This is a genomic window from Bacillus sp. 7705b, assembly GCF_002289525.1.
GTDB classification, from domain to species: Bacteria; Bacillota; Bacilli; order Bacillales; family Bacillaceae; genus Bacillus; species Bacillus halotolerans.
This window is the reverse complement of record NZ_NSDH01000028.1, coordinates 57,275-70,680: the sequence shown is the minus strand read 5'-3', so window position 1 is coordinate 70,680 and position 13,406 is coordinate 57,275. Positions and strand designations below refer to the sequence as shown.

Annotated in this window: 14 protein-coding genes; all 14 read right to left on the bottom strand. The window is 43.2% G+C overall.

Annotated features, from left to right (window positions below):
* Positions 1-52: 52 nt before the first annotated feature.
* Complete coding sequence (gene asd, locus CJU60_RS11590) at positions 53-1,093, bottom strand: aspartate-semialdehyde dehydrogenase (protein WP_095713850.1); 1,041 nt, start codon at positions 1,091-1,093, stop codon at positions 53-55.
* Between the two features lie 125 nt (positions 1,094-1,218).
* Entirely contained in the window at positions 1,219-1,821 is a 603-nt protein-coding gene (dpaB, locus tag CJU60_RS11585; RefSeq protein WP_095713849.1) for a dipicolinate synthase subunit B, read from the bottom strand.
* A 2-nt stretch (positions 1,822-1,823) separates the two neighbouring features.
* Complete coding sequence (dpaA, locus tag CJU60_RS11580) at positions 1,824-2,717, bottom strand: dipicolinic acid synthetase subunit A (protein WP_095713848.1); 894 nt, start codon at positions 2,715-2,717, stop codon at positions 1,824-1,826.
* A gap of 191 nt (positions 2,718-2,908) precedes the next feature.
* Entirely contained in the window at positions 2,909-3,166 is a 258-nt protein-coding gene (locus CJU60_RS11575) for a YlmC/YmxH family sporulation protein (protein WP_010334291.1), read from the bottom strand.
* 78 nt (positions 3,167-3,244) lie between these two features.
* Positions 3,245-4,474, bottom strand: coding sequence for a M16 family metallopeptidase (locus CJU60_RS11570; protein ID WP_024121436.1), 1,230 nt, complete (start codon positions 4,472-4,474; stop codon positions 3,245-3,247).
* 38 nt (positions 4,475-4,512) lie between these two features.
* Positions 4,513-5,472, bottom strand: coding sequence for a polysaccharide deacetylase family protein (locus CJU60_RS11565; RefSeq protein WP_024121435.1), 960 nt, complete (start codon positions 5,470-5,472; stop codon positions 4,513-4,515).
* A 115-nt stretch (positions 5,473-5,587) separates the two neighbouring features.
* Positions 5,588-7,705 carry a polyribonucleotide nucleotidyltransferase gene (gene pnp, locus CJU60_RS11560; RefSeq protein ID WP_095713847.1) on the bottom strand — a complete coding sequence of 706 codons (2,118 nt, stop codon included), beginning with the start codon at positions 7,703-7,705 and terminating at the stop codon, positions 5,588-5,590.
* 173 nt (positions 7,706-7,878) lie between these two features.
* Entirely contained in the window at positions 7,879-8,148 is a 270-nt protein-coding gene (gene rpsO / locus CJU60_RS11555) for a 30S ribosomal protein S15 (protein ID WP_003154182.1), read from the bottom strand.
* A gap of 156 nt (positions 8,149-8,304) precedes the next feature.
* Complete coding sequence (gene ribF / locus CJU60_RS11550; protein WP_095713846.1) at positions 8,305-9,255, bottom strand: bifunctional riboflavin kinase/FAD synthetase; 951 nt, start codon at positions 9,253-9,255, stop codon at positions 8,305-8,307.
* 18 nt (positions 9,256-9,273) lie between these two features.
* The gene (truB, locus tag CJU60_RS11545) at positions 9,274-10,203 is read right to left on the bottom strand and encodes a tRNA pseudouridine(55) synthase TruB (protein WP_095713845.1); all 930 of its coding nucleotides are present in this window, start codon (positions 10,201-10,203) and stop codon (positions 9,274-9,276) included.
* A gap of 84 nt (positions 10,204-10,287) precedes the next feature.
* Positions 10,288-10,641: a 30S ribosome-binding factor RbfA gene (rbfA, locus tag CJU60_RS11540; RefSeq protein ID WP_010334286.1), complete on the bottom strand. Its 354-nt coding sequence runs from the start codon at positions 10,639-10,641 to the stop codon at positions 10,288-10,290.
* Between the two features lie 16 nt (positions 10,642-10,657).
* Positions 10,658-10,936, bottom strand: coding sequence for a DUF503 domain-containing protein (locus CJU60_RS11535; RefSeq protein WP_003220950.1), 279 nt, complete (start codon positions 10,934-10,936; stop codon positions 10,658-10,660).
* Positions 10,933-13,083, bottom strand: a complete 2,151-nt coding sequence (infB, locus tag CJU60_RS11530) for a translation initiation factor IF-2 (protein ID WP_024121430.1) — start codon at positions 13,081-13,083, stop codon at positions 10,933-10,935. The genes CJU60_RS11535 and infB overlap by 4 nt, the downstream gene beginning before the upstream one ends.
* Before the next feature lie 19 nt (positions 13,084-13,102).
* Positions 13,103-13,405 (bottom strand): YlxQ family RNA-binding protein, encoded by a 303-nt coding sequence (locus CJU60_RS11525; protein ID WP_024121429.1) that lies wholly within the window; start codon positions 13,403-13,405, stop codon positions 13,103-13,105.
* Between the last annotated feature and the right edge of the window lies 1 nt (position 13,406).

The following is a 13,406-nucleotide window of genomic DNA, read 5'->3' as shown; positions in this document are numbered from 1 at the left end:
CAGGCTATTTGCGCCTTACTCTCTTCTATTCGTCTTTGGGAAATTCTTTCTTTTATACGAGGTTTAGTTTTTTCAGGCTTTCTGCAATTTGAACAGAGTTCCATGCCGCGCCTTTTAATAGGTTATCAGAAACTACCCATAAATGAAAACCGTTTGCTCTGTCCAAGTCTTTGCGGATACGGCCTACAAACACATCGTTTTTGCCGACTGCATCGGCAGGCATCGGATAAAGCTGCTGGCTCGGGTCGTCCTGAAGTGTAATGCCAGGAGCTTCTTTTAATAGGTTTTTAATATCTTCCACAGTAGCGCCATCTCGGTCTACCTCGATGTAAACGGACTCTGAATGGCCGGTTTCAATCGGAAGTCTCACACATGTAGCCGCTACTTGAAGCTCAGGCATGTGCATGATTTTTTTTGTTTCATTTATCATTTTCATTTCCTCAAACGTATAGCCGTTATCTTGGAATTTATCAATTTGCGGAATCGCATTGAAAGCGATTTGATAGTGTTTTTTATCCCCTTTTACAGGCATAATCTCTGGTTTGATTTCTTCGTTGTTCAAAATCGCCTCTGTTTGGCTGTACAGCTCTTTTACAGCTTCATTTCCCGCTCCTGATACCGCTTGGTAAGTTGATACGATAACTTTGTTTAAGCCGTAAGCTTTGCGGATCGGTTCCAGCGCAGCCACCATTTGAATTGTAGAGCAGTTAGGGTTGGCAATAATGCCGTTGTGTTCGTGCAAGTCTGCCTCGTTAACTTCAGGCACAACAAGCGGTGTATTTTCGTCCATACGGAACGCACTTGTATTATCTATAACAATAGCGCCGCGTTTTACAGCTTCTGGTGCCAATGCCTGTGATACGCTTCCGCCAGCGCTAAACAAAGCAATATTTACCCCTTCAAAGCTCTCAGGAGAAGCTTCCTGAACAGTCAGCTCTTGGCCTTTAAATGTGACTTGGGTACCCGCAGAGCGTTTTGAAGATAGCAATGTAAGTGTGTCCATTTCAAAATTTCTGTCTTCAAGTGTTTTAAGCATTTGTTGTCCTACAGCTCCTGTCGCTCCGACAACAGCTACGTGTAAACCTCTTCCCATCTGTAAAACTCCTTCCGCCAATCAGCTTCATTGAATTGATTTGACTATAATTTTACGTTTTATTTTACCATAGAATATGCGGGTGATGACCGAAATTTTTTGTTTGGGAAAGATTTTCTGTATATTTAGTCATTTCCCTGATAATTATCAACGAGAATCGGCTGAAGCTGCTGATGCATCAGCGCCTTTTGAACGGTTTGAGGAAGCAGATCCATTTTGGCAACCATTGAATTCGGTTTTTTGAAGGGATCGTCTTGCCCAAATGGAATAAAGAAGATATTTTTGGTAGACATGAGCCTCATTAGGTTTGTGCCGTTTAAACCGAGAGCGTCATTTGTTGATATACCGAGAACGACCGGCCGATTGTTTCTGATTGTTGCTTTTGCAGCCATCAGTACAGGGCTGTCTGTCATGGCGTTGGCGAGCTTGCTCATCGAATTTCCGGTTAAAGGCGCAATTACCATGCAGTCCAGCGGAAGCTTTGGCCCGAGGGGTTCAGCCTTTACAATTGAATCAATTGCCTCATATCCGGTAAGGTCTTCAATCTTTTTAACCCATTCCGCTCCTTCTCCAAAGCGTGTATCAGTCGATTTTACAGTAAATGTGACAATCGGCCGGACTTCCGCTCCTTCATTGACTAGCGTCTCAATTTGCGGAAACACCGCTTCATATGTGCAATGCGAGCCGGTCAGTCCAAATCCGATTCTTTTCCCTTTTAGTGACGACATTCTTATTTCCCCTCCTCAGCATGTAGTTCAGCCAAAAGCTTGCTCAAGACATTGGCGAGGATCTGCCCTGCTGTTTTAGGAGCGACAATCCCCGGCAAACCAGGGGCAAGGAGTGCCTTAATCCCTTGTTTTTCAGCATATTTAAAATCGGTTCCGCCGGGTCGTGAAGCCAGATCCAATATTAAGGTTTTCGGTGTCATGCGAGAAAGCACAGTTTGATTCAAAATCATGCTCGGTATGGTATTAATACAAATATCTATATCTTTGACATGCTCTTTGAGTTCATCAGTGTGAAACGGAACGAGCCCCATTTCGGTGATGCGCGCCAGATGCGCTGAACTTCTTGCCCCGACCTTTACCTTCGCTCCAAGCGCGGCAAATGTACGGGCGATCGTCATTCCGGTGCGTCCCAGCCCGAGAACCGCCACCTGAGATCCGTGTATCGTATAATCTGTATGCTGAATGGCCAGCATGATGGTTCCTTCTACTGTCGGAATAGAATTGTATATCGCAATGTCATCCCGCTCAAACAGCTTAACAAGTTTTCTGTTTGCTTGAGCTACAATGTTTTCTAAATAGGCGTTAGAAATTCCTGAGAAAATGACACAGTGTGCAGGCGTTTGGTCAAGGTGCTCCTGTTTTAAAACAACTTCTTCATTTGAAAATACGGTTGATACGACACCTTCTCCTGTTGTCGCAGACACAGGAAGAATGATACTGTCTATTTGCTGATAAGGAATTTCATCAATGTTGCATTTTACAGCTCCGGTAAAACCGTGATCCAATTGGTCAAAACCGACGAGATAGATGTCAGTCTGCTGTTCAGTGAGCTTTCTAATAATTTCGAGCTGTCTTGCGTCACCGCCGATAACTGCAATTTTCAATCCGGTTAACATGTTAAACGTTCACCTTCTTTGTATATACTGGATCCCTAGCTGTTAAGCTCCCCTTCATCTTATGATCAAAAGGAAATAGCGGTGAATTAAAACATACGCTTTTTTCACACAAAAAAACATCGGCTGACTCAGCCGATGTTTGGATGTTTTCATGAAAGCCCATAACCTGCAGAGTTGGGCCTTTTCTATAGTTACTCTTGGTGAGGAGAAATTTCCTCAGGGACATCTAAAATGATCATATCTGATCCGATCTTTTGAATATGATTCCAGGGGACACGAATGTCTTGACCGTGTTTTCTCAAACCAAACCATTTGACTGTCGGAATGAGGAGCGCTGTGATCTGACCATCCTGTTCATTGATTTCTAAATCGGTCTGACCCAGTACTCCCAGCCGTTCAGCTCTTTTGATGTCGACAATTTCCTTCCCGGATAATTCACTGAGCCGCATCTCTGTCACCCCCTTGTACTATGTATGATCAAAAGGATAAAAAAATGCCTGCTCCGTTTCAGGGCAGGCATTTCAGATTTATGACGGCATATTGCCAGAGGGGCTGATAAGAGCCAGAGAATAGTCATTCGTAAACATTTGTCTGGCAAGACCGTTGACACGTTCTAAGTTTACAGCGTTTAATTCATTAATAATTTCGTCTAATGTTTTGTGTTTTCCGAGCAGCAGTTCATTTTTACCGTTTCGGCTCATTTTGCTGTTCGTGCTTTCTAAGCTCAGCATCAAGCTTCCCTTCATTTGCTCCTTGCTGTTTTCCAGCTCTTTCGGCGTTATGCCGTCGCGCTTTAATGTTGCAAGGGTTTCTTGAATGGTTTCTGACAGCTGCTGAAGCTGATTTGCACCTGTTCCGCCATAAATGGTGAGCATGCCGCTGTCCTCATATGAGCTGTGATAGCTGTAAACAGAATAAGCGAGCCCTTTATCTTCACGAACATCTTGGAACAGACGGCTGCTCATGCTGCCTCCGAGCACATTATTAAGGACGATCAAATCATAAATTTTTTCATGACCGACTTCCAGCCCTTTAAATCCCAGGCATAAATGGGCTTGTTCTGTTTCTTTTTTTCTTGTGAGTTTTTCTGTATGGAATCCGGGCTTCTGTAGACCTGTCGCTTTGCCTTTTGCCTCATATGATCCGAACCATTTTTCTACATCTTTTATAAAGCTTTCTGAAATATTACCCGCTACAGAAATAACGACACGGTCCGGCGTATAATAATCATGCATGTACTGTCTGAGAGAGTCGCCGTTAAAGGAATCAAGCGTTTCTTCTGTGCCTAGAATCGGATAGCCTAAAGAATGATTCCCGTACGTGGCTTTGCTCAGTAAATCATGAACAATATCATCGGGCGCGTCTTCATACATTTTTATTTCTTCGTAAACTACATTTTTTTCTTTTTTCAGCTCGTTTTCATCAAAAGTTGAATGAAAGAACATATCTGCTAATACGTCAAGGGCGTAATTCGCATGTTCATCAAGCACCTTTGCATAATAGCAGGTATATTCCTTTGAGGTAAACGCATTAACCTGACCGCCAATACGATCAAAAGATTCTGCTATCTCACGTGCAGATCTTGTGCTCGTCCCTTTGAAGAACATATGCTCCAAAAAGTGGGAAATCCCATTTATCTCCGGCGTTTCGTGCCGCGAGCCTGTACCAATCCAAACGCCGATCGCGACAGAACGGACTGTCGGGTTATTTTCAAGCACAACTCTTACACCATTTTGACACGTATATCGTTTAATCAAATTTGTTCCTCCTATTCAAAGACTAGCTGCCTGCCCTGTTACTTCAACAGTCTTGTTTCATCCATTAGTTCAGTGACTGTTCCAAGCGCATATCCTTTATCTTTTATCTTTGTAATCAGCGCTTCAAGACTTTCCGCCGTGGGATCGGTCGGATGCATTAAAATCATGGCACCATTATGTATCTTGCTTAACACCCGGGTTTGAAGTGCAGACGGAGCCGGTTTTTGCCAGTCGATTGTATCAACCGTCCACATCACCGTTCCCATATGTTTCTCAGCTGCAATGTCAACAACCGCTTTCCTGAAACTCCCGCTTGGCGGAGCGAACCATTTCGGCTTGACGCCGAGCGTTTTTTCTATTTGCTCATTCGTCTTGTCGAGCTGTTCGGAAATTCTTCCTGTAGTCAGTTTGCTCATATCCGGATGATTGTATGAATGATTTCCGATTTCATGTCCTTTTTCCGCAATCTTTTTAGCCAGCTGTTCATTGTTTTTCACCCAATTGCCTTCCAGAAAAAACGTAGCCTTCACGTTATGCTTTTGAAGGACAGGGAGCATTCTTTCCAAATATTCGTTTCCCCATGCCACATTAATTAAAAAAGCCACCATCGGTTTTTCCGGATTCCCTTTGTAAATAGGCTCTGGCTGAAGAGACTCAAGATGAACGCTTGGTTTTACTTGACTGTACACTAAATCGTTTTCCCGAAACTCACCGTGCTTTTTCATTTTTTTATATGATTTTTCAATATTGACCTTTAAACCATTGTAACCGGGAATGCTTTTCCACACCTTGTCTATTCTTGCATTCTGAGGCTTTACTTCATAATCTGGCGCCTTTTGAAGCAATTCTTCATATAGCGGGTCTTTGGACGCCGAGACGGTCACCGTATCTTGTTTCATTGCCCCTATATAATCAAGTGTGTGCGGATTTTTCATCATCTCGAATGAAACAAAAAAAAGAAATAGAAAAACGGCAAACGGTACAAATTTTTTGTACATGTTCTGTCCCCCCTCACCTCACATTATGAAGGAGAAGGACAAGGTAGAACCCGCTTGCTTTTTAAAGCGTCAAAATAAAGAAGCCGGGTCTCCCAGGCTCCTTTTATGTTTTCATTTAAGATTTTTGTTCTTCTTTTTCTTTCTCTTCACGGAGCACAGCTTTACGAGACAAGTTGACCCGTCCTTGCTTATCGATTTCAGTAACCTTCACAAGAATCTCATCTCCGATTTTGACAACATCTTCAACTTTTCCTACGCGCTCAAGCGCAAGCTCTGAAATGTGCACCAAACCGTCTTTTCCGCTGAAAATTTCAACGAAAGCGCCGAACTTTTCAATTCGTTTCACTTTACCTAAGTAAAGCTGGCCGACTTCAACCTCTCTGACGAGGTCTTCGATGATTTTCTTCGCTTTTTGGTTGCTGCTTTCAACTGTCGACGAAATAAAGATTGTGCCATCCTGCTCGATATCAATTTTAACACCGGTCTCTTCGATGATTTTATTGATTTGTTTTCCGCTAGGTCCGATGACATCGCGGATTTTATCAGGATTAATAGCCATTGTTAAAATCTTAGGCGCATATTGAGAAAGCTCTTTTCTTGATTCGCTTAATGTAGCAAGCATACTGTTGAGGATTTCCATTCTTCCTTTTTTCGCCTGCTGAAGCGCTTCTTCAAGAATCTCTCTGGAAAGGCCTTCAATTTTAATGTCCATTTGCAGCGCCGTTACGCCCTTTGCAGTTCCGGCAACTTTAAAGTCCATGTCTCCAAGCGCATCTTCCATGCCTTGAATATCAGTCAGAACAGTATAATGTTCGCCTGATTTGACAAGTCCCATTGCAATACCTGCGACTGGTGCTTTAATCGGTACACCGGCATCCATCATCGCAAGTGTGCTTGCACAGATACTTGCCTGAGAAGTAGAACCGTTTGATTCAAGCACTTCAGATACAAGACGGACAGTATAAGGGAAATCTTTTTCAGATGGAATAACAGGCTCAAGCGCACGCTCACCAAGAGCTCCATGTCCGATTTCACGGCGTCCCGGTCCGCGCATCGGTCCAGTTTCCCCGACGCTGAATTGCGGGAAGTTGTAATGATGCATAAACCGTTTCGATTCTTCGACACCTAAACCATCAAGGATTTGCACATCTCCGAGAGCACCTAACGTACAAACGCTGAGAGCCTGGGTCTGTCCTCTTGTGAACAATCCGGAACCGTGTGTTCTCGGCAAGAGGCCAACCTCAGAAGAAAGCGGGCGGATTTGATCGACTCCGCGGCCGTCAGGTCTTACTTTCTCTTCAGTAATAAGGCGGCGCACTTCATTTTTGACAAGCTTGGACAAAATCTGTTTGACTTGTTTGATTGTTTCCTCGTCATGCTCATCATCCTCGAATTTTGCCACAACTGTGTTTTTTACTTCATTAATGGCATCTTCGCGGGCATGCTTTTCATGAACCTGGATTGCTTTCAGCAGATCTTGCTCTGCTAAAGCCTTTACTTTTTCACTCAGCTCTTCATCAATTTCATAAAGCTTAATTTCTGATTTTTCTTTGCCGACAGCTGCAACAATTTCTTCTTGGAATGCAATCAGGCGTTTAATCTCATCATGGCCGAACATAATCGCTTCTAGCATCGTTTCCTCAGGAACTTCGTCTGCCCCCGCTTCCACCATGTTAATTGCATCTTTAGTTCCGGCAACGACAAGATTGATATCACTTTTCTCAAGCTGATCAACCGTAGGGTTAATAACAAATTGATTGTCAATGCGTCCGACAGTTACCCCTGCAATCGGTCCTTCAAACGGGATGTCTGATACAGAAAGTGCAAGCGATGAACCGAACATAGCAGCCATTTCTGAAGAGCAGTCTTGATCAACACTCATGACGATGCTGATGACTTGAACTTCATTACGGAATCCATCGGCGAACAAAGGCCGGATCGGACGGTCGATTAAACGGCTCGCCAAAACAGCTTTTTCACTTGGACGTCCTTCTCTTTTAATAAACCCGCCAGGTATTTTACCTACCGCATACAATCTTTCCTCGTAGTTTACAGTAAGCGGGAAGAAATCAAGCGGCTTCGGTTCTTTTGAAGCGGTTGCTGTACTGAGTACTGCTGTATCGCCGTAGCGAACCATAACAGCACCATTTGCCTGTTTGGCAAGCTGGCCGGTTTCAACAGTAAGCGTTCTTCCGGCCCAATCTATGGTAAAGACATGTTTTTCTTGTCCCATACGATTACGAACTCCTCTCTTCGTTGTGTGAAATAATCAATTACTCCTATTATGAACGAAATGGATTGAACATATCAATGTCAAAGTAGTATGTAAAAGGATTTCAATGATTGATTATAAAAATTTTTCGCTTTTATACGATAAAAAAGCGGGAATCCTCCCGCTTTTTACGATTATCGACGTAAGCCTAGTTTGTTAATTAACTCACGGTAACGAGTTACGTCTTTATTACGCAGATACGTAAGAAGATTACGACGCTTACCTACCATTTTAAGAAGACCGCGACGTGAATGGTGGTCTTTCTTGTGAGTACGTAAATGCTCGTTCAAGTTGTTAATTGAATCAGTTAGGATAGCGATCTGAACTTCTGGAGATCCAGTATCAGATTCGTGTGTTTTAAACTCGCTGATGAGTTGGTTTTTACGCTCTTGAGTAATTGCCATCCTGTTTCACCTCCAAATAATATTTAGCCCCAGTTACCTAGCAACCGTCGGTGACTTCGGATTGCCAAGCAAAGGTTTTAAGACTACGAAAACTATCATACTAAAAATCGAGCCTATATGCAAATATTTTAGAATAAAATTTGTGTGCGCTGCATGTTATTTCCGCAAATTGCTGAAATAACGGATCGCTTGCTGCTTATCTTTCTCAATTTGCTCTGTTAATTCTTGAATGCCGTTGAACTTGCGCTCGCTCCGAATTCGTTTATACCATTCAATTTTTATAGCGGCTCCGTATACTTCTTGATCAAAATTAAATAAATTGACCTCAATTGAAGGCTGTTCCGGTCGTTTTTCATAAAACGTCGGCTTATAGCCGATATTGCAAACGCCGTTGTAAATCTCGCCGTTTATTTCCGCCTTGACGGCATATACACCGGTCGGCGGGACAATATAGCTGTTATTCAAGCCGATATTGGCCGTCGGAAACCCGATTGTCCGCCCTCTTTTATCTCCGTGAATGACAATTCCTTTAATAAAGTAGGGCTGTCCAAGCAAGACATTGGCCAGTTCAACGTCTCCGTTTTGAAGTGCAGTCCGAATATAGCTGGAGCTGATTTTTTTATCCTGCTCCGTCAATTTTTCCACCATTGTGCAATCAGCTTTTCCATCTAAATCAACCGGCATCGTTTCCATTGTTCCTTTGCCGTATTTTCCGTACGTAAAATCAAAGCCTGCCACTGCATGCTGTACATTAAGGCCTAAAATATACTGATCAACAAACTGCTTAGGAGTCAGAGAAGCAAACACTTCATTGAATTTAACGACATACAGAATCTCCGTGCCTAATTGTTCAATTTGGCTGATTTTATCTTCAAGAGGGGTAATCAGATCCTTTGGTTCCTGATCCCTGCCCAGCACATGGGAAGGATGGGGGTGAAAGGTCATCACAGCTAATGTCAGATTCTTTTCTTCAGCAATCTGTTTAGCTGCGCCGATTACCTTTTGATGCCCTAAATGAACGCCGTCAAAATAACCTAACGCCATCACAGACTTTGGCTGCTCCTCTTTTATTAAATGATGCGGATGTGTAATATGTATCGTCTTCACAGAACGGTCACCTTTTTTCTATTGTTCGCTTTTTTGCATCAATACTTTTGCCGGCTTTAATAGCCCGTGTTTTGTAGGATGAGGGAAATAAATCGCCAGACAGCCTCTGGATTCCGTATAGACTGCGAGACGGTCGTCACTTGTCAGATCCGAGAATTGTTCTGGTGTTTCAAGCAAAGCCCCATTTTCTACTTTCTTAGCTAATGTATCACTTATGATCCATTTCGGCAAATGATTGAGCGCACGTTCAATAGAGACTGTATGGTCTGCTACAGTTCCGGCCTCGGCTTGAGCTTCCAGCTCTTCAAACGTAAAGCATTCATCAAGAGAAAAGTCACCGGATGCCGTACGGATCAAATGAGACATGTGAGCCGGATATCCGAGCTTTTCGCCAATCATAACCGCCAATGTCCGCACATAGGTTCCTTTTGAACATGTTACTGTAAACCGGAAACTCGCTGTCTCTCCATTATGTTTAACCCCTGTAGTGAGCACAATATCTTCAATGGTAATAAGACGTTTTGGCCGTTCTACTTCAAGTCCCGCTCTTGCATATTCATATAATTTTTTGCCGTTTACCTTTACTGCGGAATACATCGGGGGAATCTGTTCTTGTTGTCCCTTTAAACTGTTTAAAACCTTTTCTACTTCTGCTTCATCAACAGCTTGATCTACTGGCTTTGTTTCAACGGTTTCTCCGGTTTGATCCTCTGTCGTCGTTGAAACACCAAGCGTAATTTCTGCATCATATGTTTTAGACTTCTCAGTTAAATATTCGACAATTTTTGTAGCCCGGCCCACACAAATCGGAAGCACACCTGATACCTCAGGATCAAGCGTTCCCGTATGTCCGACTTTTTTTGTTTTAAGCAGCTTCCGGATCTTCATGACACAATCATGCGATGTCATGCCGACCGGTTTATGTAAAAGGAGAACTCCGTTAACCATATGCCTTTCACTCCTTCTGTTGTGAAGATTTTCTTCAAAACGCAGAAAAGAGGACAGACGACGAACGCCTATCCTCTTCATTTGTTATTCAGACGGGTTCTCTGAATTCAATTGGTGAATCAATGTTTCGATTCGATTTCCGTAATCAATTGATTCATCGAACTCAAATTCAATTTCAGGCGTTTTACGAAGTCTGATGCGGCTGCCGATTTCAGAGCGAATAAACCCTTTCGCCTTAGCAAGCCCTTTCAGTGCTTCCTCCCGTTTTTTCTCGTCTCCGAGAACGGAAATATACACCTTTGCAATTTGTAAATCACCTGATACACGTACATCCGTTACTGTCAGAAAACCAATTCTCGGATCCTTCAGCTTTCGGCTGATAATATCACCGAGTTCTTTTTTCATTTGCTCGCCGACACGGTTTGCTCTCATACTCAATTCAATCACCTCTAAGTTAAAACCACTCTGTTCTAGTGATCGTCCGTTCAATTTCAGGAAAAGAGTCGATAAACGCAAGAACACGCTGCAACTCTTTTTCTGTCTGAACGCGAGAGGAAGAAACAGCGGCAATTCCAAAGCTGGTTCTTTGCCATGTGTCCTGATAGCCAATCTCCGAAATCGAAACATTGAACTTATTTTGAACCCTGGTTAAGATCCGCTTCAGAACGGCGCGCTTTTCTTTTAACGATCCTGCATCATAAATGATGCATTCACATTCCGCAAATCCGATCACGTTCTTTCAATTTCTTGCATGACATACGCTTCAAGGATGTCACCTTCACGAATGTCATTGTATTTCTTAATCGTTATACCACATTCGTAGCCTTGTGAAACTTCTTTCACATCGTCTTTAAAGCGTTTCAGAACGTCCACTTCGCCTTCGAAGATTACGACGCCGTCACGAATTAAACGGAGGCCGCTGTCGCGCGTAATCGTTCCTTCAGTAACATATCCTCCGGCAATCGTACCGATTTTAGACACTTTAAATGTTTGGCGGACTTCTACTTGACCAATTACTTTTTCTTCATATTCAGGATCAAGCATACCTTTCATAGCTGCTTCAATCTCGTCGATTACTTTGTAAATAATACGGTGAAGACGAATATCTACGTTTTCAGCTTCAGCCGTACTCTTAGCATTACCGTCCGGTCTCACATTAAACCCGATAACAATTGCATTGGAAGCAGATGCTAAAATAATGTCAGATTCTGTGATTGCACCAACGCCTGTGTGGATGATTTTCACTTTAACGCCTTCAACTTCAATTTTTTGAAGTGCGGCTGTTAAAGCTTCGGCAGATCCTTGAACGTCAGCTTTTACGATGAGGTTGATGTCTTTTACATCACCTTGTTTAATTTGCTCGAATAAGTCGTCAAGACTCAGCTTTGCTTTATCGCTGCGCTGCTCTTCAAGCTGTTTGGAAGCACGGGCTTCTCCAACAGAACGAGCTGTTTTTTCATCTTTAAAGACAAGGAATTGATCTCCCGCTTGAGGCACGTCATTTAGACCGGTAATTTCAACCGGAGTAGACGGTCCCGCTGTTTTCACACGGCGACCAATGTCATTGACCATTGCACGGACACGGCCAAATGTATTGCCGACTACAATCGGATCACCGACATGCAGTGTTCCAGTCTGTACGAGCAATGTCGCAACTGACCCTCTGCCTTTATCAAGTTCCGCTTCAATAACAGTTCCTTTTGCCTGGCGGTTCGGGTTCGCTTTCAGTTCCTCTACCTCACTGACAAGCAAGATCATTTCAACGAGTTCATCAATGCCTTTTCCAGTTAAAGCGGAAAGCGGAACAAAAATCGTTTCTCCGCCCCAAGCTTCAGGCACAAGTCCGTATTCTGTCAGTTCTTGCATCACACGGTCAGGGTTTGCAGCTTCTTTATCAACTTTATTCACAGCAACGATGATCGGTACTTCAGCTGCTTTCGCGTGGTTGATCGCCTCTACTGTTTGCGGCATTACACCGTCATCCGCAGCTACAACCAAGATCGTAATATCGGTTACTTCCGCACCGCGTGCACGCATTGTTGTAAATGCGGCGTGACCCGGGGTATCCAAGAAAGTGATTTTCTTGCCGTTTTCTTCGATTTGGTAGGCTCCGATATGCTGAGTGATTCCGCCAGCTTCTCCTTCAACAACCTTTGTTTTACGGATGCTGTCAAGAAGCGTTGTTTTCCCATGGTCAACGTGACCCATGATTGTAACGACAGGAGGACGAATTTCAAGATCCTCTTCTTTGTCAGGCTCTTCGTATTTCTCTAATTCAGTTTCTTCAAGGACAATAACTTCTTCAGTTTCAACACCGTATTCTGATGCAATCAGTTCGATTGTGTCTTTATCGAGCTCTTGGTTAATGGTTGCCATAACACCAAGAAGCATCAGTTTTTTGATGAGTTCAGAAGGCTCTTTGCCAAGCTCTTCGGCCAGTGCGCCGACTGTTAAAGTGCCTGAGAACGTAATTTTTTCAGGAAGCTCTTTTTTCGGCTTCACAGGCTTTTGCTGATGTTGATTTCTGTTGTTGTTATTGTTGCGTTTATTTTTTTTGTTGTTGTTATTCTTCTTGTTTTTGTTAAATTGATTATTCTGCACGTCATTCTTCTTTCCGTCTCGAATTTTATTTGGTTGATTTCCAGCAGACTGCTGATTTACCCCTTGCGGCTGTTTGTTTTTGTTCGTTTCCGCAGGCTTTTGAGATTTAACGGCTGCGCCGCCTTTTTTAAATTTGGCATCAAGCTGTTTAATGGCCTTTTCTTCAAGCATGGCCATATGATTATTCACTTCTAAATCCATGTTCTTCAGTGCGGTCAAAATTTCCTTACTTGAAACATTTAACGCTTTTGCATATTCGTATACTCTCATTTTAGCCATTCGTTCACCCCCAAAAATATTAATCGAGCAAGCTGATCAGCTTATTCGCAAAACCTTGGTCAGTGACGGCGACAACGACACGGGATTCTTTACCGATAGAGCGTCCAAGAATCGCGCGATCCGCGACTTTTTTATAAGGAACTTTATAATAATTGCACTTGTCGGTTACTTTCTTTGCTGTGTTAGATGATGCATCCTCTGTAAGCAGGACAAGCTTCGCACGCGCATTCCTGATTTCTTTAATAACCAAGTCCTCGCCTGACACGACCTTACGAGCTCGATTGGCCAGACCCAGCAAGGGAAACCATTCCATTCCAGACATT

Excerpts from the sequence above, each read along its gene's own strand:
- asd (WP_095713850.1), bottom strand. The coding sequence starts at position 1,093 with ATGGGAAGAGGTTTACACGTAGCTGTTGTCGGAGCGACAGGAGCTGTA.
- dpaB (WP_095713849.1), bottom strand. The coding sequence starts at position 1,821 with ATGTCGTCACTAAAAGGGAAAAGAATCGGATTTGGACTGACCGGCTCG.
- dpaA (WP_095713848.1), bottom strand. The coding sequence starts at position 2,717 with ATGTTAACCGGATTGAAAATTGCAGTTATCGGCGGTGACGCAAGACAG.
- CJU60_RS11575 (WP_010334291.1), bottom strand. The coding sequence starts at position 3,166 with ATGCGGCTCAGTGAATTATCCGGGAAGGAAATTGTCGACATCAAAAGA.
- CJU60_RS11565 (WP_024121435.1), bottom strand. The coding sequence starts at position 5,472 with ATGTACAAAAAATTTGTACCGTTTGCCGTTTTTCTATTTCTTTTTTTT.
- pnp (WP_095713847.1), bottom strand. The coding sequence starts at position 7,705 with ATGGGACAAGAAAAACATGTCTTTACCATAGATTGGGCCGGAAGAACG.
- rpsO (WP_003154182.1), bottom strand. The coding sequence starts at position 8,148 with ATGGCAATTACTCAAGAGCGTAAAAACCAACTCATCAGCGAGTTTAAA.
- truB (WP_095713845.1), bottom strand. The coding sequence starts at position 10,203 with ATGGTTAACGGAGTTCTCCTTTTACATAAACCGGTCGGCATGACATCG.
- infB (WP_024121430.1), bottom strand. The coding sequence starts at position 13,083 with ATGGCTAAAATGAGAGTATACGAATATGCAAAAGCGTTAAATGTTTCA.
- CJU60_RS11525 (WP_024121429.1), bottom strand. The coding sequence starts at position 13,405 with ATGTCTGGAATGGAATGGTTTCCCTTGCTGGGTCTGGCCAATCGAGCT.